At 61.4% G+C, this 25,694-nt stretch carries 16 protein-coding genes; 3 read left to right on the forward strand and 13 right to left on the reverse strand.

Features of this window, described 5'->3' with window-relative positions; all coding sequences use genetic code 11:
* Nucleotides 1–8: 8 nt before the first annotated feature.
* The 4 genes from wzzE to trxA form a co-directional block, all read right to left on the reverse strand.
* A complete protein-coding gene (gene wzzE / locus J0X03_RS23225; RefSeq protein ID WP_033645043.1) occupies nt 9–1,064 on the reverse strand; it encodes an ECA polysaccharide chain length modulation protein in 1,056 nt (351 codons plus the stop codon).
* Between the two features lie 27 nt (nt 1,065–1,091).
* Nucleotides 1,092–2,189: a UDP-N-acetylglucosamine--undecaprenyl-phosphate N-acetylglucosaminephosphotransferase gene (gene wecA / locus J0X03_RS23230; protein ID WP_025160399.1), complete on the reverse strand. Its 1,098-nt coding sequence runs from the start codon at nt 2,187–2,189 to the stop codon at nt 1,092–1,094.
* A gap of 296 nt (nt 2,190–2,485) precedes the next feature.
* Complete coding sequence (gene rho, locus J0X03_RS23235; RefSeq protein WP_004934188.1) at nt 2,486–3,745, reverse strand: transcription termination factor Rho; 1,260 nt, start codon at nt 3,743–3,745, stop codon at nt 2,486–2,488.
* 400 nt (nt 3,746–4,145) lie between these two features.
* A complete protein-coding gene (gene trxA / locus J0X03_RS23240) occupies nt 4,146–4,472 on the reverse strand; it encodes a thioredoxin TrxA (protein ID WP_004934187.1) in 327 nt (108 codons plus the stop codon).
* A 131-nt stretch (nt 4,473–4,603) separates the two neighbouring features.
* Here trxA and rhlB point away from each other — a divergent pair, with 131 nt between their 5' ends.
* Entirely contained in the window at nt 4,604–5,890 is a 1,287-nt protein-coding gene (rhlB, locus tag J0X03_RS23245; protein WP_033645045.1) for an ATP-dependent RNA helicase RhlB, read from the forward strand.
* Nucleotides 5,891–5,895: 5 nt separating this feature from the next.
* Nucleotides 5,896–7,392, forward strand: coding sequence for an exopolyphosphatase (gene ppx, locus J0X03_RS23250; protein WP_099782464.1), 1,497 nt, complete (start codon nt 5,896–5,898; stop codon nt 7,390–7,392).
* Nucleotides 7,393–7,424: 32 nt separating this feature from the next.
* Here the strand turns inward: ppx and rep are convergent, their stop codons facing one another.
* Nucleotides 7,425–9,449 carry a DNA helicase Rep gene (gene rep / locus J0X03_RS23255; RefSeq protein ID WP_033645047.1) on the reverse strand — a complete coding sequence of 675 codons (2,025 nt, stop codon included), beginning with the start codon at nt 9,447–9,449 and terminating at the stop codon, nt 7,425–7,427.
* A gap of 109 nt (nt 9,450–9,558) precedes the next feature.
* On the opposite strand from rep, the gene ppiC reads away from it, so the two are divergent.
* Complete coding sequence (ppiC, locus tag J0X03_RS23260; protein WP_004934175.1) at nt 9,559–9,840, forward strand: peptidylprolyl isomerase PpiC; 282 nt, start codon at nt 9,559–9,561, stop codon at nt 9,838–9,840.
* Between the two features lie 26 nt (nt 9,841–9,866).
* Here the strand turns inward: ppiC and J0X03_RS23265 are convergent, their stop codons facing one another.
* From J0X03_RS23265 to bcsQ, 8 genes are all read right to left on the reverse strand, one after another.
* Entirely contained in the window at nt 9,867–11,369 is a 1,503-nt protein-coding gene (locus J0X03_RS23265; RefSeq protein ID WP_142001765.1) for a M16 family metallopeptidase, read from the reverse strand.
* Between the two features lie 260 nt (nt 11,370–11,629).
* Nucleotides 11,630–12,916: a dicarboxylate/amino acid:cation symporter gene (locus J0X03_RS23270; protein ID WP_033645049.1), complete on the reverse strand. Its 1,287-nt coding sequence runs from the start codon at nt 12,914–12,916 to the stop codon at nt 11,630–11,632.
* 273 nt (nt 12,917–13,189) lie between these two features.
* Entirely contained in the window at nt 13,190–15,196 is a 2,007-nt protein-coding gene (hmsP, locus tag J0X03_RS23275; RefSeq protein WP_046688042.1) for a biofilm formation regulator HmsP, read from the reverse strand.
* Between the two features lie 230 nt (nt 15,197–15,426).
* Entirely contained in the window at nt 15,427–18,900 is a 3,474-nt protein-coding gene (bcsC, locus tag J0X03_RS23280) for a cellulose synthase complex outer membrane protein BcsC (protein WP_160203886.1), read from the reverse strand.
* A complete protein-coding gene (bcsZ, locus tag J0X03_RS23285) occupies nt 18,882–19,994 on the reverse strand; it encodes a cellulose synthase complex periplasmic endoglucanase BcsZ (protein ID WP_080273430.1) in 1,113 nt (370 codons plus the stop codon). The genes bcsC and bcsZ overlap by 19 nt, the downstream gene beginning before the upstream one ends.
* A gap of 5 nt (nt 19,995–19,999) precedes the next feature.
* On the reverse strand, nt 20,000–22,288 hold the full coding sequence (bcsB, locus tag J0X03_RS23290) for a cellulose biosynthesis cyclic di-GMP-binding regulatory protein BcsB (RefSeq protein WP_069100559.1): 2,289 nt from the start codon (nt 22,286–22,288) through the stop codon (nt 20,000–20,002).
* A gap of 62 nt (nt 22,289–22,350) precedes the next feature.
* Nucleotides 22,351–24,954: a UDP-forming cellulose synthase catalytic subunit gene (gene bcsA / locus J0X03_RS23295; protein WP_033645053.1), complete on the reverse strand. Its 2,604-nt coding sequence runs from the start codon at nt 24,952–24,954 to the stop codon at nt 22,351–22,353.
* A complete protein-coding gene (bcsQ, locus tag J0X03_RS23300; RefSeq protein ID WP_033645054.1) occupies nt 24,951–25,691 on the reverse strand; it encodes a cellulose biosynthesis protein BcsQ in 741 nt (246 codons plus the stop codon). Before bcsQ ends, bcsA begins: the two co-directional genes overlap by 4 nt.
* Between the last annotated feature and the right edge of the window lie 3 nt (nt 25,692–25,694).

The following is a 25,694-nucleotide window of genomic DNA, read 5'->3' on the forward strand; positions in this document are numbered from 1 at the left end:
ATCTATGGTTACTTCGGCTGCCGACGCGCCAAGGCCACACCGGCGCCAACCAACGCGCCCATCGCGCCCCACAAAATCAGCCAGAAGACCCGGCGTGGGCTGTCGCGTTTTACCGGCTCTTCCGGCGTGCGCAAATAGCGATAGGTCTGGAACTTCTCATCCAACGTCGGGCCAACATTCAGCGTCGCCAGCATTGCGCGGTTCTGATCGTAATCCAGATCGTAGGTCGGGCCGGAGGCCTGCAGGCCTTCCAGACGCGCCTGCAGCATTGGCCGGCCCAGCAAGAACAGATCCGAATCCGGCAACTGTTCGGCCGGAGTGTCGGTTTGCGTACGGCTGATCCCCTGGCTCTCGGCAATTTTCAACGCCTGTTGCGTGGTGTTCAGCTCGCGCTTGTAAACCGACTCCGCGACCGCTTCCTGACGCTTGACCTGTGCCTTCATCGAGGTGGTGCGAGCGGCCCACGCGCCCTGGATCTCTTCGTTCAGGTGCAGGGCTGCGCGGTGGCTGGCGAAGGCCACGTATTGGCGCAGCAGGCGGTTGGCGTCCGCGGCGGTTTCCGCCGTCAGCTTCACGCCGTCGTTCGGGACTTTTTTGTCGTCGCGCGGCGTAAACAGGATGTTATTGATCAGCTCGTCGAGCAATGCCGCATCGGCACGGGCATCCCCTTCCTGACGCTGTTTGTAGTAATCGCTCTGCAGCCAGAAATCGCGACGCGTGTCGTAAGCCGCCAGCTGCATGATGAATTCATTGTACGCTTCATCCGCGATGCTCGGCTGATCGCCGGCCGCCGCCGCCGGCAGCGTGCGCACATCCAGATTGCGCAGGAACTGCTGCTGGGAGTAATAACCGCCCAGCGCATTCACCGTCGGCCTGTCGGTGATCGCGGTGGCGCTCCACTCTTGCTTAACCAGGTAAGAAACGATCAGCGCGACCGCCGCGAACAGCACCGCAATGCCGATAATCCACGGTTTGCCGCGCCACAGGGTGCAGCACAGGCCGCGGATATCGAGTTCGTTATCCACCGCCGGGGTATGCTTGTCAGACGTTGTTTCTGGATTCATCACAGCCAAAAAGCCTCTGGTCTCTGGTTAAGGTACTTGCTTGTTATCGCCCGAACGCCGCAGCCGGCGCTTGATACGCTTAATGTACCGCGCAACCCGCCAGGCGCGCTTGATGCAGTAACCGTACAGGAAGAAGGCAAGCAAGAATAATGCCAACATAACCCACTCAGGGATAAAAGTCAGGCGTTCGCCGATCACGCCCACCGCAGCCAGCAACGCGGCCGCCAGGGTGATCAGCACGAAAGCCTGCCGCGGCGTAAAGCCGGCGCGCATGATCAGGTGGTGAATATGTTGACGATCGGGAGAGAAGGGGCTCATCCCCTTGCGTAAACGACGATACATGATTGCTATCATGTCCATCAGCGGAATAGCGATGATCCACAGCGCGGTCACCGGGTTGATCGAGTGCGCCTTTCCCTGTGAACTTTGCAGCAGCAGCCAAATGGCGGTAAAGCCGATCAGGGTGCTGCCGGCATCCCCCATAAACACCTTATAACGGCGGCCGAGGATGCCGAGATTGAGCAAAATATAGGGAACGATAGTGGCGATCATCGCAAAGCACCAGAACGCCAGCTCATGATGGCCGCTCAGGTACAGCAGCAGGCCCAGCGCCCCGAAGGAGACGCACGACAAACCGCCCAGCAGACCATCGATGCCGTCGACCATATTGAAAGCGTTGATCGCCGCCCATACCGCGAACAGCGTCACCAGATAGCCGAACGGCCCCAGCAGCATCTCCCAGTCACCCAGCACATGGCCGAAGCTGCGCAGATACAGACCGGCGAACACCATCATGGCGATGCCGACCAGCGCCTGCACCAGGGCGCGAATTTTAACGCTGATATCGAAACGATCGTCGAGCGCCCCCACAAACACCAGAATACCGGCGCAGGTGAGATAAAGCTTGGCGTGTGCGATGGGTTGTTCAGAGATCCAAAACGCGAAGCACAACCCGGCATAAACGGAAATACCGCCGACCAGAGGAATCAGCCCCTGATGGCGTTTGCGATAATTGGGTTTATCTACCAGACCAATACGTTTTGCCGCCTTGCGGGCAACAAAGAGAAAAGCCAAAGAAAACAGGAAAACAAATAGAATTTCAGTACTCATAGTGAGTAAGTTCACAGTTAACAGATCTCTGTAGAAGATAAGGCAGCTTACCACGGGCTAAGGCTTGTGCCATCGGCCCCCGCTACCTTTCGGTCATTTCCTATGACAACGGTGATTCATGCCTATTTTCTTCGCATCGACTGACAAAATGACAGCAGCAAAGCCGACCGGCGCGAAACCGACCGACAAACAAGATGAATTCTCAATAAGTCGAGGAAACAACTTACTTTTCCATTACTGCTACTTATCGTATCCGCCAAAAGCGAAAAACGCCACGACTAGGCGTGGCGTTCAGCGAATTTTTTAACGAATTATGAGCGTTTCATCATATCGAAGAATTCATCGTTGGTTTTAGTCATCGCCAACTTATTAATGAGGAACTCCATCGCGTCGATTTCACCCATCGGATGAATGATTTTGCGCAGGATCCACATTTTTTGCAGCTCTTCAGAGGTGGTGAGCAGCTCTTCTTTACGGGTACCGGAGCGGTTGTAATCGATAGCCGGGAATACGCGTTTCTCGGCGATTTTACGCGCCAGATGCAATTCCATGTTGCCGGTACCTTTAAATTCTTCGTAGATCACTTCGTCCATCTTCGAACCGGTATCAACCAGCGCGGTCGCGATGATGGTCAGGCTGCCGCCCTCTTCCACGTTACGCGCCGCACCGAAGAAGCGCTTCGGACGATGCAGGGCGTTGGCGTCCACACCACCGGTCAGCACCTTGCCCGAGGCCGGCACCACGGTGTTGTAGGCGCGCGCCAGACGGGTGATGGAGTCGAGCAGAATGATCACGTCTTTCTTGTGCTCAACCAGGCGCTTGGCCTTCTCGATCACCATTTCGGCCACTTGCACGTGACGCGAAGCCGGCTCGTCGAAGGTCGATGCGATCACTTCGCCTTTCACCAGGCGCTGCATCTCGGTCACTTCTTCCGGACGTTCGTCGATCAGCAGCACCATCAGCACGCAGTCTGGGTGATTGTAGGCGATGCTCTGCGCGATGTTCTGCAGCAGCATGGTTTTACCGGCTTTCGGCGGTGCCACGATCAGGCCACGCTGGCCGCGGCCAATTGGCGCCGCCAGATCCAGTACGCGCGCCGTCAAGTCTTCGGTCGAACCGTTGCCGCGCTCCATCCGCAGACGGGAATTGGCGTGCAGCGGCGTCAAGTTCTCGAACAGGATCTTGCTGCGGGCGTTTTCCGGCTTGTCGTAGTTGACTTCGTTGACTTTCAGCAGGGCAAAATAGCGCTCGCCTTCTTTTGGCGGACGAATCTTACCGGAAATGGTGTCACCTGTGCGGAGGTTGAAGCGGCGGATTTGGCTAGGGGATACGTAGATGTCGTCGGGACCGGCGAGGTAGGAACTGTCTCCAGAGCGGAGGAAACCGAATCCATCCTGCAATATCTCGAGCACGCCGTCGCCGAAGATATCTTCTCCGCTTTTCGCATGTTGCTTCAGAATGGAGAAGATGATGTCCTGCTTGCGCATGCGGGCAAGGTTTTCCAGCCCCATATTTTCGCCGAGAGTAATCAGCTCAGAAACCGGCGTATTCTTTAATTCGGTAAGATTCATAGTGGTGGGTTCTTAAACTCGGGGTATGTCTCGAACTTGTATCGTGAATGGTATGGCAGCGAGATGCGTGCCTGTTTACTGGACGTTCGATCACCGGGCGCAGAGCCGTCGCGGTAAGAAATGGCTTACATCGGGCGCACGCATTGACGATTGAAGATCGAAGGTACCTTAAAAATGATTTTTGCAAAACCGTTTGATTGCCAAAACACGGGTTGAGCTCAGTTTACTTTCAACGCCGGTGGTTCGACACAGAGTATAGCTTTAGATTCAAACTCTTTAGATTTAAAACTTCGGGCAAGTTCTATATGCAGTGTGGTTAAACTTAACACGCTTCTTGGCAGGCGTCTAGCGGTGAATTGAACATCACCGCCAGGCGCCTGATACTGGGCTTCCCGCCCGATTACAGATTCGCGTTCAGGAAATCTTTGAGCTGACCTTTGGACAACGCGCCAACCTTGGTCGCGGCCACTTCACCGTTCTTGAACAGCAACAGCGTAGGGATGCCACGGATACCGTACTTAGGCGCGGTAGCCGGGTTCTGATCGATATTCAGCTTGGTGATGGTCAGTTTGCCTTCGAACTCTTCGGCAATCTCATCCAGAATCGGAGCAATCATCTTGCACGGCCCACACCATTCAGCCCAGAAATCGACCAGGATCGGCCCTTCCGCTTTCAGCACGTCAGCTTCGAAGCTGCTGTCAGTCAGGTGAATAATTTTATCGCTCATGTTCTACTCCACAGGATTATGTCTACCTTGTTGGTGTAGCATTAACCAACTCAAGGTGATTTTATTGCACCGCGTTTATTTCAACGGATGTGCTTTCGTAAAGCAATAGTTAGCTGATATTCTACCACACTATGAGCAAAACACACTTGACCGAACAGAAGTTTTCCGACTTCGCCCTGCACCCGTTAGTCCTTGAAGCCCTTGAGAAAAAAGGGTTTCACAATTGCACGCCCATCCAGGCGTTAGCATTGCCGCTCACGCTCTCCGGGCGTGACGTTGCAGGTCAGGCGCAAACCGGTACCGGAAAGACGCTGGCGTTTTTGGCGTCTACTTTTCACTATTTGCTGACCCACCCGGCGAAACAGGATCGCCAGACCAATCAGCCGCGCGCCTTGATCATGGCGCCTACGCGTGAACTGGCGGTGCAAATCCACTCCGATGCGGAAGCCCTCTCCCAGAGCACCGGCCTGAAGCTGGGCCTGGCCTACGGCGGCGACGGCTACGACAAACAGCTGAAAGTGCTGGAAAGCGGCGTGGACATTCTGATTGGCACCACCGGCCGTTTAATCGATTACACCAAGCAGAACTATGTCGATCTCGGCGCGATGCAGGTCGTCGTGCTGGATGAAGCCGATCGCATGTACGATCTCGGCTTTATCAAAGACATCCGCTGGCTGTTCCGCCGCATGCCTGCGGCCGATCAACGCCTGAACATGCTGTTCTCCGCCACGCTGTCCTATCGCGTACGCGAACTGGCCTTCGAGCAGATGAACAACGCCGAATATGTTGAAGTGGAACCGGAACAGAAAACCGGCCACCGCATTAAAGAAGAGCTGTTCTACCCGTCCAACGAAGAAAAAATGCGTCTGCTGCAGACGCTGATCGAAGAAGAGTGGCCGGATCGCGCCATCATCTTCGCCAACACCAAGCACCGCTGCGAAGACATCTGGGGCCACCTGGCCGCCGACGGTCACCGCGTCGGCCTGCTGACCGGCGACGTGGCGCAGAAAAAACGCCTGCGCATCCTCGACGACTTCACCAAGGGTAATCTGGATATCCTGGTCGCCACCGACGTCGCCGCGCGCGGTCTGCACATTCCCGCCGTCACGCACGTCTTCAACTACGATCTGCCTGACGACTGCGAAGACTACGTGCACCGCATCGGTCGTACCGGCCGAGCAGGCGCCAGCGGCCACTCCATCAGCCTGGCTTGTGAAGAGTACGCGCTCAACCTGCCGGCGATCGAGACCTATATCGATCACAGCATTCCGGTGAGCAAGTACAACAGCGATGCGCTGCTGACCGATCTGCCGGCGCCGAAGCGCCTGTCGCGTCCGCGCGGCGGCAACGGCCCACGTCGCAACTCCGCGCCACGTCGCGGCGGCGCGCCGCGCAGCAACCGTAAACGCTCGAGCTGATCGCCATGCTCAGCTCCAGCACGCTTTATGCTGCCATCGATCTCGGCTCCAACAGCTTCCATATGTTGGTGGTGCGCGAGGTGGCCGGCAGCATTCAGACTCTGGCGCGGATAAAGCGCAAGGTGCGCCTGGCGGCCGGGCTGGATCAGCACAATCACCTGTCGCATGAGGCCATGCAACGCGGCTGGCAGTGCCTGCGGCTGTTCTCCGAACGCCTGCAGGACATCCCGCGCGAGCAGATCCGCGTCGTCGCCACCGCCACCTTGCGCCTGGCGTCCAACGCCGATGAGTTCCTGCAGGCCGCCGAGCAAATCCTCGGCTGCCCGGTGCAGGTCATCAGCGGCGAAGAAGAAGCGCGGCTGATTTATCATGGCGTCGCGCACACCACCGGCGGGCCGGATCGGCGGCTGGTCGTCGATATCGGCGGCGGCAGCACCGAACTGGTCACCGGCACCGGCGCACAGGCATCGCAGCTGTACAGCCTGTCGATGGGCTGCGTCACCTGGCTGGAGCGCTACTTCAGCGATCGCAACCTCGGGCAAGAAAACTTCGAGCGCGCCGAACAGGCCGCGCGCGAAATGGTGCGGCCGATCGCGCCGCAGCTGCGCCAGCACGGTTGGCAAATCTGCGTCGGCGCTTCCGGCACCGTACAAGCGCTGCAGGAAATCATGGTGGCGCAAGGCATGGATGAACGCATCACCCTGCCCAAGCTGCGCCAATTGAAACAGCGGGCCATTCAGTGCGGCAAGCTGGAAGAGCTGGAGATCGAAGGGTTGACGCTGGAACGCGCGCTGGTCTTCCCGAGCGGCCTGTCCATTCTGCTGGCCATCTTCCAGGAGCTGGGCATCGAAAGCATGATGCTGGCCGGCGGGGCGCTGCGTGAAGGCCTGGTTTACGGCATGCTGCATCTGCCGGTGGAGCAGGATATTCGCATCCGCACCATCCGCAACCTGCAGCGTCGCTACCTGATCGACACCGAGCAGGCCGAGCGCGTCAGCCAGCTCGCCGCCAACTTCTCGCAGCAGGTCGCCAACGAGTGGCAGTTGGATGCGCGATGTCGCGAGCTGTTGCACAGCGCCAGCCTGATCCACGAACTCGGCCTCAGCGTCGATTTCAAGCAGGCGCCGCAACACGCCGCCTACCTGATCCGCCACCTGGACTTACCCGGCTTTACCCCCGCGCAGAAAAAACTGCTGGCCACCCTGCTGCAAAACCAGAGCAACACCCTCGACCTGTCGCTGTTGAACCAGCAAAACGCCCTGCCGCCGCGCACCGCGCAGCGTCTGTGCCGCATTTTGCGCCTGGCGATCATCTTCGCCAGCCGCCGCCGCGACGACACGCTGCCGGCGGTGCGTTTACGCGCCAATCAGGACGATGAACTGACGGTGATCTTGCCGCCGGGTTGGCTGGAGCAGCATCCGCTGCGCGCCGAGGCGCTGGAGCAGGAAAGCCACTGGCAGAGCTACGTCCACTGGACGCTGCGATTGGAAGAACAACGTTGAAATAGCAAGGGCGCGATGAGCGCCCTTTCTTTTTAATTCCCGCCTTTGGCCTTGGCCAGCTGGGCGCGGATATTGGCCAGATGGCTCTGCCCCTTCTGCATCCGCTCCTGCGGGCTCACCACTTTGCGCTCGGTTTCCCACGCCAAATCGTCCTGCGGCAGCTCCAGCAGGAATCGGCTCGGCTCCGGCCGCACCAACTCACCGTACTGACGGCGTTCGCGGCACAGGGTGAAGATCAGCTCTTTTTGCGCGCGGGTGATCCCCACATAGGCCAGACGCCGCTCTTCATCGACATTGTCTTCGTCGATGCTGCTCTGGTGCGGCAGCAGCCCCTCTTCCATACCCACCAGGAACACGTAGGGGAACTCCAACCCTTTGGAAGCGTGCAGCGTCATCAGCTGCACCTGATCCAGCTCCTCTTCGCTTTCACCGCGCTCCATCATGTCGCGCAGGGTGAAGCGCGTCACGACCTGGGTCAGCGTCATCGGCTCGTCCAAATCGTTGCCTTCCAGCATCTCCGTCATCCAACCGAACAGCGTATTGACGTTCTTCATCCGCATTTCGGCGGCCTTCGGGCTGGTCGAGGTTTCAAACAGCCAGCTTTCATAATCCACGCCGCGGATCAGATCGCGCACCGCCGCCACCGGCTCACGCTCCGCCTGTTGGGCGATGCCGCCCAGCCAGTGGGTGAAGCGCTGGAGCGATTCCAGCCCGCGCCCGGTCAAGTGCTGGCTCAGCCCCAGATCGAAACTGGCGTGGAATAAACTCTTGTTGCGCTGGTTGGCCCATTCGCCGAGCTTCTGCAGCGTCGCCGGACCGATCTCGCGCTTGGGGGTATTGACGATGCGCAGGAAGGCGCTGTCGTCGTCCGGGTTGGTCAGCACGCGCAGGTAGGCCAGCAGATCCTTGATCTCGGGGCGAGAGAAGAACGACGTGCCGCCGGAAATCTTGTACGGGATGCGGTTCTGCATCAGCATCTTTTCAAACACCCGCGACTGGTGGTTGCCACGGTAGAGAATCGCATAGTCGCCGTAGTTGGTTTTTTTCACGAAGTGGTGGGCGATCAGTTCCCCCACCACGCGCTCGGCTTCGTGATCCTCGTTGTTGGCGGTCACCACCTTCAGCTCCTCGCCATACCCCAGCTCAGAAAACAGCCGCTTTTCAAACACGTGCGGGTTATTGGCGATCAGAATGTTGGCCGCCTTCAAAATGCGCTCGCTGGAACGGTAGTTTTGCTCCAGCTTGATCACCTGCAGCGCCGGGAAATCTTCCTTCAGCAGCACCAGATTCTGCGGCCGCGCGCCGCGCCAGGAGTAAATCGACTGGTCGTCGTCGCCCACCACGGTAAAGCGCGCGCGATGGCCCACCAACAGCTTCACCAGCTCGTATTGGCTGGTGTTGGTATCCTGATACTCATCCACCAGCAGATAGCGGATGCGCTGCTGCCAGCGTTCACGCACCTCTTCGTTGCGTTGCAGCAGCAGCGTCGGCAGCAGGATCAAGTCATCGAAGTCCAGTACGTTGCACGCCCGCATATGGGCGTGGTAAAGGCCGTAGCAGTGGGCGAACAGCTTGTCGCGCTCCGAGCGCGCCAGCTCCGCCGCCCGCTGGGGATCGATCAGGTCGTTTTTCCAGTTGGAGATGGTCGAAATCAGCTGCGCCACCAGCGTCTTATCGCTTTCCAGCCACTTTTCGGTCAGCTCTTTCAACAGCGCCAGCTGATCCTGGTCGTCGAACAGCGAGAAGTTGGACTTCATGCCCAGCGCCACATATTCCCGCTTGATGATTTCCAGCCCCAGAGTGTGGAAGGTGGAAATCATCAGCCCGCGCGCCTCTTTGCGTCCCAGGGTTTGCGACACGCGCTCTTTCATCTCGCGCGCGGCTTTGTTGGTAAAAGTCACGGCGGCGATGTGCCGCGCCTGATAGCCGCAGTGGTGGATCAGGTGGGCTATCTTATTAGTGATAACGCGCGTCTTGCCGGAGCCGGCACCGGCCAACACCAGGCAGGGCCCGGTAACGAATTCGACGGCTTGTTGTTGGCTGGGGTTTAATCGCATGGCGCTGACTTGCTCGACTGTAAAACGTGGAAGGGAATTGTAGCAGAAAGCGCCGATGAGATTTAGCGGGTATAATCAGCGCAATTTTCGCATCGACAAAGGCAATACCATGGCAAAAACGGCGTGCGCCCTGCACATTCTGGTAGACAATGAAAAGCTGGCCAACGAGCTGCTGGCCAAGCTGAAGCGCGGCGTCAGCTTCGACACGCTGGCGCGCAAATATTCGAGCTGCCCGTCAAAACGCAACGGCGGCTCGCTGGGCGAATTCAACAAGGGCGCGATGGTGCCTGCGTTCGATAAAGCGGTGTTCAGCATCCCGCTGCTCAAACCTTACGGCCCGGTCAAAACCCAGTTCGGTTACCACATCATCAAGGTGCTGTATCGCAACTGAGGGGGCCTGAGCCCCCTGTCGCGATATTACTGCGCGCCGGCGTCCGTCGCCGGCGCAGCCACCGCAGCGTCGGCCGGTTTGGCTTCTTCCGTCACCACCGCCGGCGCCGGCATCATGATGCCGTCATAAGTTTCCTGCAGCTGCTTCATGCTCATTTCCGGCTCGCCTTTCGGCTGCATCAGCACCAGCGTCGCCTCCTGAGACAGCTGCAGCTTCAGCGCCTGATTCAACGTCTCCAGCGTCAGGCTGGACAGGAATTCCTGGCGCAGTTTCTGATACAGCTCCGGCGCGATATCCACCACCCCGCTCTGCTGCGAACGCAGGCGCTGACTCATCAGCACATCGGTGTCGGTACGGGCGTAGGTCGCGAACAGCTTGCTCAGCTGATCGTTTTTCTGCGCCAGCAGCGCATCGAATTCCTCTTTCGACAGGCCGTTGTCCCGCACGTTGGCCAGTTCGCGGGCAATGAAGCCCAGGCTGCCGTTCAGGTTGTTGTTCGGCGTATCCAGGTGGATGGCGCACTGCCCGCGCTGGTACTGCACGCGGCAGTCAAAGCCCAAATGCAGGTTTTTCTGGTCGCTTTTTTCCAGCGTCTGCTGGAGGTGCCAGAACAACGCCTCGCGGGCGAGATCGCCACGCCAGTAGCGCAGCAGGCTTTGCGAATCGCGAATCGGGTGCCACGGCGAATCCCACATGATCGACAGCGTATCCTGCTTCACCTGCTCGCTGATCAGGCTCACCGGCTGCTGCGGCAGCGGCGTCAGGGTCGGCATCGGAGCCGGGGTTTCACGTTTGCCCTGCAGCGGCGAGAAAGCCTTGTTGATCTGCTCGCCCAGGCTGCGGCTGTCAACCTTGCCGACCACGAACAGCGTCATGGCGTCCGGTGTGTACCACTGCTGATAGAATTTCTTCAACTGCTCAAGGTTGACCGGCCGTTTCGCCGGCTGCGCCGGATCGTGCGCCAGCAGCGTCGAGCCTTTCAGGCGGTAACGCCACCAGGCGTCTTTGGTATTGGGTGGGAAAGTGCCGACCGGATTGATGCTGGAATTCATCACCGCGTGCACCGTGTGCTCGTCGATCGCCAGTTTGCCGGTCGTGTCCGCCAGCCAGGCCAGCGCTTCTTTCAGCAGATCGGGCCGGTTGTTCGGCAAGCTGAGGTTATACATGGTGAAATCGTACGAGATGATAGCCGGCGGCAGCGGCCGCTCGTTATCTACGCTCTGCTGCCACAGCGCCCGCAGCTGCGGCGCCGTGAAGCTTTCGCTGCGCGTCAACGCCAGCCGCGGCAGCAGGTGGGCAAAGCCGGTCTGCTGCGAAGACTCCACCAAAGAGCCGGTATTGACGATCAGCCGCAGTTCCACGCGGTCGCTCGGCCGCTGCGGCGTATCGAGAATCTGCCATGAAAACCCGTTGGCCAGCGCCCCCTGCTGCCAGGCAGGATCGGGTTGTAGTGCTTCAGCCTGCACGCTGCCACTGGCTGCCGCCAGTAGCAGCCCACCAACTATAAGATGAATTCTGGTGCCCTGCATGTGAACCCCTACTTAATGACTATCCAATTTCTTATGCAAATGCGTGTATTCCATTCAATGGAATCATAAAAATACGCCCTGAGTTTCACGGTGGGGCGGAAAGCAGAAAGTGTACCATCGTGTTAGACCGCGCGCCTTTGCGGATGTCACTCATTAGAGTGAAAAATAATAGATTGCGGAGTTTTTAATGCAAAAAATCGTTACGAGGCAGGGGAAGAAGCTCACCGGCCGCGGATGCGACCGGTGATTTACCGCCGAAATCAGGCGGAAGGCAGCGTTTTGTCCGCGCCGGTATTTTTGTTGTTCAGGGTGTCTTTCAGCTGCTTCTCATCCAGCTGATTACACCATTTGGCCACGACCACGGTCGCCACGCCATTGCCCACCAGGTTGGTCAGCGCGCGAGCTTCCGACATAAAGCGGTCGATGCCGAGGATCAGCGCCAGGCCGGCCAGCGGCAGGTGGCCCACGGCGGAGATGGTGGCGGCCAACACGATAAAGCCGCTGCCGGTCACGCCCGCCGCCCCTTTGGAGGAGAGCAGCAACACCACCAGCAGGGTAATCTGATGCATGATATCCATGTGGGTGTTGGTCGCCTGAGCGATAAACACCGCGGCCATGGTCAGGTAGATAGAGGTGCCGTCCAGGTTGAAGGAATATCCGGTCGGGATCACCAGACCCACCACCGATTTCTTGCAGCCCAACTTCTCCATTTTATCCAGCATGCGCGGCAGCGCGGATTCAGACGACGAGGTCCCCAGCACGATCAGCAGCTCTTCTTTGATGTAGTTGACGAATTTGAAGATGCTGAAGCCGTTGGCGCGGGCGATGCTGCCCAACACCACCACCACGAACAGGATGCAGGTGATATAGAAACACACGATCAGCTGGCCGAGTTGCACCAGCGTGCCGACGCCGTATTTACCGATGGTAAACGCCATGGCGCCGAAGGCCCCCAGCGGCGCCAGACGCATGATCATGTTGATGATGCCGAAAATCACCCGCGAGAAGCTGTCGATCACGTTGTAGATCAGCTGCCCTTTGTCGCCCAGACGATGCAGGGCGAAGCCGAACAGTACCGCGAACAGCAGCACCTGAAGAATGTTGCCGCTGGCGAACGCGCCGATCACGCTGCCGGGGATGATGTCCAGCAGGAACGGAATGATGCCCTGCTGCTGCGCCTGCTCGGCGTAGATCGCCACCGCTTTGGCGTCCAGCGTACCGGGATCGACGTTCATGCCGGCGCCCGGTTGCACCAGGTTGACGATCACCAGGCCGATAATCAGCGCGAGGGTGCTGACGATTTCAAAATACAGCAGCGCGATGGCGCCGGTGCGCCCCACCGCCTTCATGCTTTCCATGCCGGCGATGCCGGTCACCACGGTGCAGAAAATCACCGGGGCGATAATCATCTTGATCAGTTTGACGAAGCCATCGCCCAAGGGTTTCATCTGGGCGCCGAGGTCAGGGTAGAAGTGGCCAAGCAGGATACCCAGCGTGATCGCCGTCAGCACCTGAAAATAGAGGCTCTTAAAAATTGTTGTTTTCATATGAACATCCTATGGGGGGAAGACACGCACCAGGCGGCAGTCTAAAAATCCAGCCTGTTCATTGCTTGCGCGGAAAATAACACCCACTTAACAACATGGAAATAATTTGTTGCACCCACCCCTCAGGGTTGATGTGAATTTAAGAGCTGAAACGCGTCAGTCCGGGTGCAAAGCTGAAAATTGCGTAAGCCTTTGTTTGCACTAACGCAAAAGAGGTATGAGTGGAATAGCGATTTTCGGACGGGGAAAAGTACCGGAAAGGTAACGCGGCGCTCACGGCGCCGCGCGGCAAAACTCGGTTTCGAACGCTTCACGCGGCAGCGGCCGAGCGAACAGGAACCCTTGCCCGCTGCGAATGCCGTGCTTCAGCAGCCAGTCGCGCTGCTCGGCGTTTTCCACGCCTTCGGCCATCACCGGCAACGCCAGCACTTCAGAGATTGAACTGACGATGCGCACCATCGCATCGTCGGCCGGCAGCCCCTGAATGAAACTGCGGTCGATTTTAATCAAATCGATCGGCAGGGATTTCAACCGGTTCAGGTACTCCAGGCTGGAGTAGCCCATGCCGAAGTCGTCCAACGCGATCGACAGCCCCAGATCGTGCAGCTCGCGCAGCAGCGCCAGCGCGCGGTCGAGATCATCGATGCGTACCGTCTCGGTGATCTCCAGCAGCAGCTTGCGCGGATCGATTCGATACTGCGCCAGCAGATTTTTCAGATGCGGAACAAACGCCTCGTCCTGCATCTGAATGCCGGAAACGTTGACAGCCAGCGGCAGCGCAATGCCGCGCTGCTGCCAGTCCGCCAGGATACGGCAGGACTCTTCCAGCACCCAGTTGCCGAGCGGCACAATCACGCCCAGCTCTTCCGCGAGCGGAATGACGTCGGCCGGCAGGGTATAGCTGCCGTCGTACTGCTGCCAGCGCAGCAACGCTTCTGCGCCAATCACCTCGTTGGACTGCATGTCGATCTGTGGCTGCAGGAACAGCGTGAAATGCCGCTGCTCAATACCGTGCAGGATCTCGCTCTCCTGCGTCAATCGCTTCTGCGTGCGCTCCGTCAGGCTGGGTTCGAAGAACAGGATCTGATTTTTCCCTTCGCGATGTGCGGACATCATCGCCGAGGTGGCGCTGCGCAGCAGCTGTTCCGCGCTCTCCCCCTGATTGAGGTAGTGGGCGATGCCGATGCTGGCGTTGGGCCGCAGCGCCAGTCCTTCCAGCGTCAACGGCGCGTTGATCTCCGCCATGATGCGCCGCGCCAGCTGCATGGCGTGGAACGGCCGCTCGATGCCCTTGGCCAGGATGGCGAATTCGGTATTGCTAAGCTGTGCCAGCACGCCGTTTTCGTCGATGCAGCCGCGCAGCTTCTTCGCCAGCGCCAACAGCAATGCCTCGCGCATCGCCGGGCTCATCACGCCCGACGCTTCATGCAGCGTCTCGATGCCGATCACCAGCAGGTTAAAACGCTCGGGGCGCAGGCTGGAGGCGATATGCTGTTCCAGCAACGCGTTCAGCAAGGCCGGGTTGGGCAGTTCGGTCACCGGGTGGCGGGTGCTCAGGCGGCTCATGTCGGCATGCGCCTTGGCCAGCGTCTGTTGATTGCGGTTGTAATTGCGCACCAGCAGGCCGAGCTCATCATCCTGGTGCAGCGCCGGCAGCATCAGTTGATGATAGGGCGCTTCGTCCTGCGAGATGTTCTCCAGCTCTTTGGCCATCGCGCGCAGCGGATGCACCATCAGCCGGTTCATGCACCAGGTGATGGACACCGACAGGATCAGCGCCAGCAGCAGGTAGGTCGACAGCATGGTCGACAAAATGCTGAGGATAAACTGGTACATGCGGAACGAATCGGCCTGCAGCACCAGGTAGGCCAGCGGCTGCTGGTTGGCCGGCACCCGTTCCAGCGAATAGAGCGGCACGGAAATTTGGATAGGCAGCTCAAACAGCCGGGCGATCAGCGTCGGCACCGGCCGCTCCGGCGGGAAATTGGCGTGCAGCGCCTGAAACTCGTTCGGCAAGACGATATCCGCCCGGCTGAGAATGCCGACCGGCAACAGCGTGTTCAGCACCCTTTTGGCTTCCGGCACGTCCATGCGCAGCACCGCCTCCGCCAGCGGCTGGCGCACGGAGTGGGCGATATTCTCCAGTTGCTGGGCGTAGTCATCCCTGCGCTGCTGCACAAAGTGGAATAACTGGATCACGATAAAGATGCAGATCGTAACCAGCGCCACGCCGGACACTGTCGCCATCTGCTTAATCGTTAACGAACGCCTGACCCGCAAACCTGCTCTCCGTGAAATCGGGCTGAAACAAAAAAGGGGGCTGACTCTCACCCGCCCCCTCGAACCGGGCTGAGTATACTCGATCATCGGCTGTTTTTATCTGGCTATGCCGCAGGCAAAACCAAGAAAATCGCGGGTTTCAGTCTTTTCCTAAAGCGAACAAACGCGACCCGCACACAGGGTAACAAAACTCCCCGGCGTCCGACACTCCGAATCTTTCCCCCTTCCGGCTACTTGAAGTCGGCGTAAGGCGTCAGCGGCTGCGGCGGCAAATCGAGATCCCCTTGCCAGCCGGCCAGGGTATAACGCAGATAAATCAACGCGTGGCTCGGCGTATAGTCCTTCGCCTGTTGAATGTCGATGCCGGCGCCGAGCGTCCAGTGCGAACTGAGACGGCGTTCGACGATCGCCCGCAGGGTATAACCGACGCCGCTCGAGGCGCTGCCGTCCTCGACGGCGAACTTATCGGGCAACGAATCCGGGATCAGGCCTTGCAGCGGATAACGGCGCTGGCTGTCGGTTTTCGAATGCGACAGCGAAACCGAACCGCCCAGCTCCCACGACCAGTTCTCGGTGCGCTGACGATAGTTGACCGGCAGCGACAGCGACAGATATTGCTGCGGGCTGTAATAGCCGCCCTGTCCCAGCGAATAGCCGCTCAAGTCTTTCTGGTAGTGCCACAGCATGGTATTGAGTCCAACGCTCAGGCGGCGATTGTCTTCGTTGATCAGCTTGTAGTAGTAACCGACCATCAACCGCTGCCGCTGGTTGTCCGCCACGTTCTTGCCGGTGAGCTGGTGCGCGCTGAGATCGGCCCACACGCCGTTCGCCTCGCCGCGATCGTAGCTGGCGCTCAGACTGACGCCGGTGGCGCGCACGCCGCCCCAGGTAGTGCCGGTATTCGGATCCTTGGCGCCGCCAAACGCCAGCAGCGAGCTGGAGATCGGCCGCCGCGAGGCCGCCAGCGTCCAGCCGATGTGGTTCCAGTCGCCGCTGTAGGCCAGGCCGCCGGTCCAGTCGACCACCTCAAAGCCCATCGGCGTCGTGCCGATGTCGGCGGCCCAGCGATCGTTTTTCCAGCCGGCCGCCACGCTGGTGCCGGTGGTTTTCTGGTGTTCATCGCCGCGGCACCCTTGCGTGTTGCAGGTGCCGAAGGTTTCGTAGTACTTGCCGCTGCCGTCGGTCGAGAAGCGGCCGGCATCCAGCTGCACGGTGTCGGTACGCAAAAAGGCGCGCCCGTCATACAGCGGCATGTCCACCTGCAGCATGGTGTCGTGCGCGTTGAAGTCGGAAATGCCGCCGGTGCCGCTCGAGCGCCAGTAATCGTGATCGAGCGTGACGTTCACGTCTTGCTGTCGATACAGATCCGCGGCGTCGGAGCGGATGCCGCGTTTCAGCCAGTCGTCGCTCGGATTATTGCGCGTCAAATAGGTGTAGCCGTCATTATCCTGCGGCAGCGTCGGCGTGATGCCGCCGGCCACCATCGCCTGGCGGTAATCCTGCTGCGCCCGCTCAGGCTGTTGCTGAGCCCGTTCCAGCCGGGCGGCGTCACGATAAACAAGCGCCTTGGTCTGCCCGGCGGGCTCCGAAGCCGCCGCCGTTTTCAGCCGGCTGAAGAGCGCGTCGGCCTGCTGCGGATCGCCGACCGCGCCCCAGGCGTTGGCGACCCGCCGTTGGCTGTTGAGCGAAGCGTCTTGCGGCTGCGGTTCGGTTTTCAGCCGCTGACGCGCCGCGTCCAGATCCCCCTGCGCCACATAGGCTTCGATCTCGCCCAGCTGCGCATCCGGGTTGTTCGGTTCACGCCGTTTCACCCGCTGATAGTCGTCCAGCGCCGCCGCATACTCCCCGCGCGCCAGCGCCCAGTCGGCGAGCAGCAAATCGATGCGCGTGTCCGCCGGCTGCCGGCGCAGATAGGCTTCCGCCGCCGGTTCGTCACCGGCCGCCCGCAGCCCTTCGGCATGTGCGATCGTCGCCTGCATTTTCAGCCGCTGCGCCAGTTCGCGCATATTGTCGTTCCACTGCGCCGCCGGCAGCGTATTGAGCTGCGCCAGCGCCTGCCTGTCGCGATCGCTGCCGGAAAGATAGAGCGCATAGGCGTAGGTCAGCTGCGGATTGGCGGGCTGGCGCTGCGTCAGTTGCCGGAATAAGGCGTCCGCCTGTTGCGGCTGCCCGGCCTGACGCAGCGCCTGAGCATAGCGATAGGTCAGCCAGACATCGTCGGGCGCCATCGGCTGGGCGCGCCGATAGATTTCCGCCGCCTGCTGCCACTGTTGCTGCTGCGCCAGCGTCTCCGCCTGCTGTTTCAGCCTGTCGAGCCGCAGCCCATCGAGAGTACTGCGCAGCTTGGCCTGCTGGCTGTGCGGCAGGCCGTCAAGGTAGGCCAGCGCTTTTTCCGGCGACTGGCGCTGATAGATATTCACCAGGCCGCGCAGCGCGCTGCCGTTGCCGGGATCGCGCCGCAGCGCCTGCTGATAAAACCCTTCCGCCGCGGCGTCATCCTTGCTCGCCACCGCCACATCGCCCAGGCCGAGAAACGCGTCGCCGTTGCTGTCGTCGAGCTGGCGCGCCTGCTGATATTTCTGCCGTGCCAGCGCGAGATTGCCGGCCTTGAGCGCTTTGTCGCCCTCGTCAATCGCCAGCCAGTAGCCGGTGCTCTTGATCAGGCTCTGCCATTTGCCGCTGCCGTAGCCATTCTTGTCGGCCGCCAGCGCCTGGCGAAACAGCTTCAGCGCCTGCGGGCGGTTGCCGGCGCGCGAGTAGGCCTGGCCGAGCGCGCCCAGCACCTCGGCGTCGTTCGGCGCCGCCGCCAGCGCCTTTTGCAACTCTGGAATGGCTGCCCGGCTGCCGCCTTTATCCACCTGCGCCAGACCGCGCACCCTCGCCTGATAAGCCGGATCGGCCAACAGTTTCTGCTGTCTGGCCAGCTCTTCACGGGCGCGGGTCGCCTGATCGCCGGTGTCGAATACGCCGAGGAAACGGTTGAGCGCCGCTACGCTCTGCGCGCTGACCGGCATCGCTTTGACCTTGTCCAGCCACAGATCGGCGGCATCGCCGCGCCCGGCCGGATCGGCGGCGATCTTCTGCAGCAGTTCATAGGCCTGCGCGTCCTGATTCTGGCTGAACAGCATGCGCGCCAGCGACATGCGCAGCGCCGCGTTGCCGGAATATTGCTGATCCAGCGCCTGCAGCTGCTTTAACGCCTTCGCCTCCTGTCCCGGCAAGCGCGCCACCAGCCGCCAGTATTCCACCGCCAGATCGAGCGTCGGCGGCTCGCCGTGGAACAACGCATCGTACTGCGCCTTGGCCTCCGGCAACCGGCCGGCGGTCGCCATCAGGCGCGCCTGCTGCAGCTTTTGCCGGGTTTCCGGCTGGGTCAGCAGCATGTTCATTTGCGCCTGGCGATAAGCGCTGGACTGCGGCGCGAGCGTTTTCAGCTTGTCCAACTGCTGCTGCGCCAGCGCCATGTTGCCCTGCCGCAGCGCCAAACGCATGCGCGCGGCGATCACGTCCGGGTTGTTCGGATCCATCAGTTCGAGCCGGTACAGCGATTGGCGCACCAGATCGTCCTTGTTGCCGGCCTCGCCAATGCGCACCTGCTCCAGCAGCCACTGCTCCGGAGCCACGGCCTCCGCAGCGCGCGCCTGCGGCAGCATCGCCAGACTCAGCGGAATCAAATTCAGCCAGTTTATTTTGAAGTTGTGCATTGGCCGTCCCACGAGGGTTGCAATTCACCCTGACGATTAAAGCGATAACGTTGTTGATCCCACCCCTGGCCGAACAGCGTCAGCGAGGCGCTGAAATAGGCGTCGTCACCCGGCGGGTGTTCGCCGATCCGTTGCCGCTGGGCCGCCAGCGCGTCGGCCTGCGCCGCCAACATCGGCAACATCGCGGCGGAAAAGCCGACCGGGCCGTCGCCGGTGGTTTTGCCGCTGGCGGTATCGGTTTTCTCCGGCGGCACGCCCTGGCTGGCGGTAAGCTGCGCCATCGGCTGGAAGCGTTTGAGCAGCGCCGCCTTGTGTTCATCGTCGTCCGCCAGCATGCCGGCCCACAGATAGACCCGAATGGCGTCGTAGCTGCCGACGTTCGGCTTGACGGTGTCCGGCTGCCAGCCGGCGCCGACCCGCCATACCACCCAGTCCGGCGAGAAGCCGTGCGGCGCGGTCTCCAACCACAGCCGCTGATTGATCTCGCGCATCGCGCGCCACGGGCCGTTCAGCGCCGCAAAACGCGTCAACAGCTGCGGCGGCAGGTAGCTGGGGTTCAGCCGCCAGCGATCTTCCGCCACGAACCCGACTTTGCCCGGCAGCAGCATCAGCCCCAGGCCGGGGATGTCGGCCACTTCCTCGCGGCCGATGCGCTGCAACAGCAGCGTCCCCAGGGTTTGATAACGCCGGCTTTTCCACAGGCGGCCGGCTTCGAGCAGGTTATAAGCGATCCACAGATCGGCGTCCGACGCCGAGTTGGCGTCCAGCACCTTCCACTGCTTGTCGTCGCCCTCGCCCCACAGCCAGGCGGGTAAACGGGCGCTGAGATCGCCCGCAGCCAGGTTGTTCTCCGTCCAGGTCAACAGCTGGTCGAAGGTCGGCCGGTCATTGGCCACCAGGGCGAAGAACAGGCCGTAACTCTGCCCCTCCGACGTGGTGATTTTGTTCGGGCTGCTCGGATCGATCACCCGCCCCTGCGGGCTGATGTAGAACTGCTTGTACTGTTGCCAGCCCGGCCATTCGCAGGCCGCCGCCGCGCTGAAAGCGCACAGCAGCAGCATGCCGAGCGACAGGCGTTGCAGCATCGCGTTCACCGCCGTCAATCCCGATCTTCAGGCGCCAGACGCCGCCGGCTGAAGGCCTTCAGGCCGCGCCACAGCATCAACCCCAGGATCACCACCAGCACCACCGCGAGCACCGCCAGCAGGACCGGATGCGTGGAGAGGGCATACCAAAGCCGCTCCCACCAAGGCAGGTGGCCGACATAGTAAACATCACCGACGCGCAGGCTGTTGACCCCCGATTCGCGGATCACCGCCACCGAGCCGAACACCGCGGCGCGCTTGCCGCTGTCCAGCAGGGCATTGTTCAGCAGCTCATAGCCGCGCGGGCTGTCCGCCAACAGCGCCACGATGCTGCGCTGGTCGTTGAACGGCGACTGCACGCCAATGATCGCCGACATCGCCCCCTCGGAACTGACGGTGGTCTTGCTGTCCGGCTTGGCGTCCTCCGCCAGCACTTCCGAGCTGGGCAGCGGCGGTTGGCGCGTCGGCTGTTTCACCCAGCTTTGGGTCGCGTCCACCAGCAGGCTGATTTTCTTGTCGTCGCGCAGCTCCGGCGGAATGGTGCCGACCATCAGGATATCGTCGTCACGATCCTTGGCCTGCGACCAGTCGTCGCTCAGCGTAAAGGCCAGCGCCGGATAGCCGGTTTGCGCGCCGATCACGCCGAGCGCGTTCAGCAGCGCGCTGACCTGTGCCGGCTGCGGTTTCTGATTCACCAACACCAGCGTTTGCGACAGATCTGCCAGGCGGCTGAACGGGAAGCCGGCGTTGGCGAAGGCGCGCAGGTCCGGCATCGCCATAAAGTGGCGGTAGCCGGAGAAATCGATGGTAGACGCGCCGTCGATCACCGCGTGGTTTTGCGTGAAGGAGTAGGTTTCGCAGCGCCCTTCCGCGCCGCTGGCCAGCAGCGTGGTGTAGTCAAAGTCAAAGCGCAGCTGGTTGGTGGCACCCAGCCGCAGCGCCGGGATACTGACGTTCTTGTCGGAGTCGAGCAGCCCCTGCGTCAACGGCAGGCGCAGCAGCTGCGCCCCCTGTTCGTGTTCCGGCACCAGCGAGTAGGCCTGCACGAACTGGTTGTTCAGGCTGACGCTCAGCCGCGAACCGTCCTGAATGCGCGGCGCGGTATAACGGTACTTGAGGTGCATGTCGATGCCGGTGCTGCGGATCAGGAACAGATCCGGCGGCAGGTTCATGGTCAATGAAATCGGGCCGGGCTCGATGCCGCTGGTTTGCAGCTGTTCGGCGTATTGTTGCAGTTCGGCGAAGGTCATCGGCCGATCGGTGCGCACCCAGTTCGGCGCGTCGTAAGGCTGACGCGCCGCCAGCTGTTCCACCTTGTCCACCGTCACGTTCTGGCCGCGGAACAGAATGTCGCCCTGCGCGATGCCTTTCACCGCGGTGATCAAATCGTTGTCGTCACGCCCCTGAATCAGCAGCAGTTTGACGTACGGATTGTCCGGGTGGCTGATCATCTCCACCGTCGGGCCGTTGACCGCCGGGTAATCGCGCAGGAAATCCGGGCGCTGCTTATTGGTGGCGAACACCACCGCGTGCTGCGTCGGCAGCGCGTTATACAGCGTCGGGAAGGATTGCCCGCGCCACTGCGCCTTGCTGCCGAACCAGGAAGCCAGAATGCCCGCCGCGCGCTGCTGGGCCAGATCCGGCTGGCCGGCGAACACCATCGGCAGCGTCAGCGGCCGATTATCGCGGCTGTCGAAGAACGGCTCAGGGAAGTGCGACAGCTCGTTTTTCACCGGCAGCGTCTGGAAGCGCAGCTTCAGCGCGCTGGATTTGCTGACGTCGAGCCACAGCGAGGTGCTGGCCGGGTTTTCGCAGATGTTCTGATAATGGCCGACGAACACCAGCCGGACGCGGTTAAAATCGGTGATATAGCGCGGATCGATCGCCATCTGGATGCGATTGGGCTTGCCCAACTGCTCCTTGGCGATCGTGGTCACGCCCATCAGCTCGTCGTTGAGGTAGACCTTGACGTGCGACTCGACCGGGATCAGCGCCGGCGACGGCGTAAATTCCAGGTCGAGCATCGCCTGCGAGACCACCTCATCGCTGCGCACGCCGAATTCGATCTGCCCGTCCGGCCGGGTGCCGCGCAGAACAAAGGTGCCCGGCGGCGGCGCTATCTGCGCGAACGGCAGCGACACGTCGCGCACCGGCGCATTCGGATCCTGCGGCGCGGTCGCCGTATCGGCCGCCGCGGCGATCGGCGGTTGAGCCGCCACGGTCGGCGCGGTGGCGGTTTCGGCCTGCGACAGGGTGCTGATGCCTAAGGCCAGAGCAGTTAACCAGGTTATTTTTCTCGTCATCGTATCATCATCAATGTTGGAGCCTGTTCACCGGGCGAGTGAGCGGGCGGTTGAACTCGCAGCTAACCCACGGTTTCTTGTTGACCCAAGGTCGGATCCCTGCCGACGCCGCGCGGAATAAACGACACTACCCAGGCGGTCAACGACGTGACCCCGACCAGCAGACCGCGCACCAGCGGCGGCGCGTAGTCCGCCATGCGCACATAGCCGCGGAAGCCCAGCGCCAGCACGTCGCGCAGGCTTTCGATCGGCCGGTCTTCAGGGAACCCGTCCTGCCACAGCGCCCAGGTATCGGCGCGGGCGAAGGTGCACTGAATAAAATCGATGTGTTCGCGGGTGGAAAGACTGACCAGACGCACCCCCACCTTGTTGCCGAAGGCGCGCGTCACCACGCAGGGGAAGCTGTACTCCTGCTGGCCGCGTTTGAGCAGCAGCGAGGCCTTGTCGCCCTCTTTCAACGTGTCCGCCACCCGCATCTCGATGCCCACGCCGCCATCGGAGTAATCGCGCAGCGTGCAGGGGTAGAGGTGGCCGTCGGCACGCGCGATCGCCGCCGGCATGGCGATCTCCACGCGGTGCGCCTGACGCACCTGTTTGGCTTCCACCGCCACCGCCACCGCGCCGCCGAGAATGGTCATGTTGTACAGCACCCACACCAGGCTGATGATCACCGTCATCACCTCGTCCGTCGGGCCATAGGCCAGCCGCCAGGCGCCGAACGCCAGCCCGGCGAGGTTAAGAACCACCAGGAACATGTAAGGCCGGGTGATCACCCAGTCGACGTGCTCCTCCTCCACCAGCCCGCCCTTGGCGGTCACGTTGAATTTGCCCTTGTGCGGATTGAACAGCGCCACCGTCGTCGGCCGCGCGATATACCAGGCCAACACCGTTTCATAGATTTCGCTCCAGAACGAATGGCGGTATTTCCCCTGGATGCGCGAGTTGGTCAGGCTGGCGTGGATCATGTGCGGCAGCACGTAAAGCGCGATCGCCAGCGCCGGCGCGAAGATGATGTAGGCATGCAACAGCAAAAACGCCAGCGGCGCGGTGAGGAAGATCAGCCGCGGGATGCCCGACAGGAAGTGCAGCATGGCGTTGGCGTAGCACAGGCGCTGCGCCAGTTTCAGCCCCTTGCCCAGCAACGGGTTGTCGAGCCGGAAGATCTGCACCATGCCGCGCGCCCAGCGAATGCGCTGGCCGATGTGCGCCGACAGGCTTTCGGTCGCCAGCCCGGCGGCCTGCGGAATGCGGATATAGGCCGAGGTATGCCCGCGCCGGTGCAAACGCAGCGAGGTATGGGCGTCTTCGGTGACGGTTTCCACCGCGATGCCGCCGATTTCGTCCAGCGCGCTGCGGCGCAGGATGGCGCAAGAGCCGCAGAAGAAGGTGGCGTCCCACATATCGTTGCCGTCCTGCACCAGCCCGTAGAACAAAGTGCCCTCGTTGGGCGTCTGACGGAAGCGGCCAAGGTTGCGCTCGAAGGGATCCGGCGAGAAGAAGTGGTGCGGGGTCTGCAGCATCGCCAGCTTTTTGTCTTTGAAGAACCACCCCATGGTCAGCTGCAGGAAGGAGCGCGTCGGGACATGGTCGCAGTCGAAAATCGCCACGAACTCGCCGGTGGCCTGCTTCAGCGCGTTGTTGATGTTGCCGGCCTTGGCGTGTTCGTGAGTCGGCCTGGCGATGTACTTCACTCCCACCTCGGCGGCGAACGCCCGGAACTCGGGGCGATTGCCGTCATCAAGGATATAGATGTTCACTTTCTCTTTCGGCCAGTCGATGCCCAGCGCCGCATAGATGGTGGGCTTCACCACCCCGAGGTCTTCGTTGTAGGTCGGCACCATCAGATCGATGGTCGGCCAGGTGGCGCTGTCTTCGGGCAACGGCACCGGCTGGCGGTTAAGCGGCCAGATAGTCTGGAAATAGCCCAGCACCAACACCACCCAGGCGTAAGTTTCCGCCACCAGCAACAGCAGGCCGCATACCAGGCTGAGCGGATCGTCCCAGTTCAGCGTGGCGGTATAGCGCCACCACAGGTAACGGCAGGAGACGGTCAACGACAGCACGATCAGCATCAACGCAGGCAAGCGCCCCGGCACCCGGCGCACCACCATCGCGATCCCCCACAGCAGCAGAACGAACACGAACTGCGCCGACAGATCGAACGGTTGCGAGATGCACAGCATGGCGAGGATCGCCGCCAGCACGCCGACCAGAATGAACAGCGCGCGCCGCAATCCGCGGTTCATGCGGCCGAGTCGCTCTACCGAGCGCTGTTCCACGCCGGCGTTTTTCAGCCGCTGCGGCAAGCCCTGCAGCCAGTCGGCATAGCGCTGCTGCAGCCGCCGCCAACCGGCGAAATAATCGCGCTGCACCGGCGCGCGGCCGCTGCGGAACAGCAGCAGCCACGCCCCCTGCAGCAAATAGCGCAGCGCATCCGCCGGGCGGGGGCGTTCGGCGGACAGATGCGGGAACCAGTAAGCGCGGCCGGCGCGCACGCGCCGCCAGGCCGGTGACTCCAAACGCAGCAGCATCCACCCCAGCGCCACCAACAGCGTAGTGAAAAAGGCGGTCAGCGCCGACGCCCCGCTGCGGCGATAGGCGCGGTAACGCGCCTGCACCGCCTGGCGCACCGGCGGCACCAGCAGCAGGCTCAGCACCCGACTCATGGCGCAATGCCCCGTTTGAGGTTGATCAGGCACCAGTTGGCCAGCGTCAGCACTTCATCCGCCGCCAGGCTCTCGGGGCGGTACTCGCCCAGCGGCTGTTTGGCCGCCAGCGCTTCCGCCAGCGCTTCATCGCGGTGGATAACCACCGGCAACAGGCCGCTCAGCGTTTGCAGCCACAGCTGATGCAAATCCTGCTGCAGCCGGCTGGCCGAAGAGTAATGGTTAATCAGGAAATGACTTGCGTGCGGCAGCGCCTGCTGATGGAGCCGCACCTGGCAGTTGGCGTCGGGGTTCAACAGCACGAACACGCTGTCGGCCAGTTGCAATGCCTGCTGCGCCAAAACGCCATCCCCGACCGGGACGTCCAGCAGGATCCAGCGCTGCGGATCGCCGGCCATCAGCTGACGCAAATTATCGCGCCAGCGATCGGGATGCGCCTGACACCGATGTTGCACTTCCAGCCGTTCCGCCGCATTCAGGCGGCCAAACGGTAAAAAGTCGAGGTTTTCGCAATAACGCAGCGCACCTTCCCGCCAACCGCCGCCGTCCTGTTCCGCGCGTGCCCAGCCGCGCGCCAGTTCGAACGGCGTGTTGAAATGCAGGCGTAGCAGATTATCCGGCGTAAAGTCTATCGCCAGCACCGACTCGCCAAGCTGGCGCAACGCCCAGGCGAGCGCCGCCGTGACTGACGTCGTCCCCATCCCACCCCGCAACCCTTGCAGCGCGATCGCCGGCATAGA

The organism is Serratia ureilytica (assembly GCF_017309605.1).
In the GTDB taxonomy this organism is placed as follows: domain Bacteria; phylum Pseudomonadota; class Gammaproteobacteria; order Enterobacterales; family Enterobacteriaceae; genus Serratia; species Serratia ureilytica.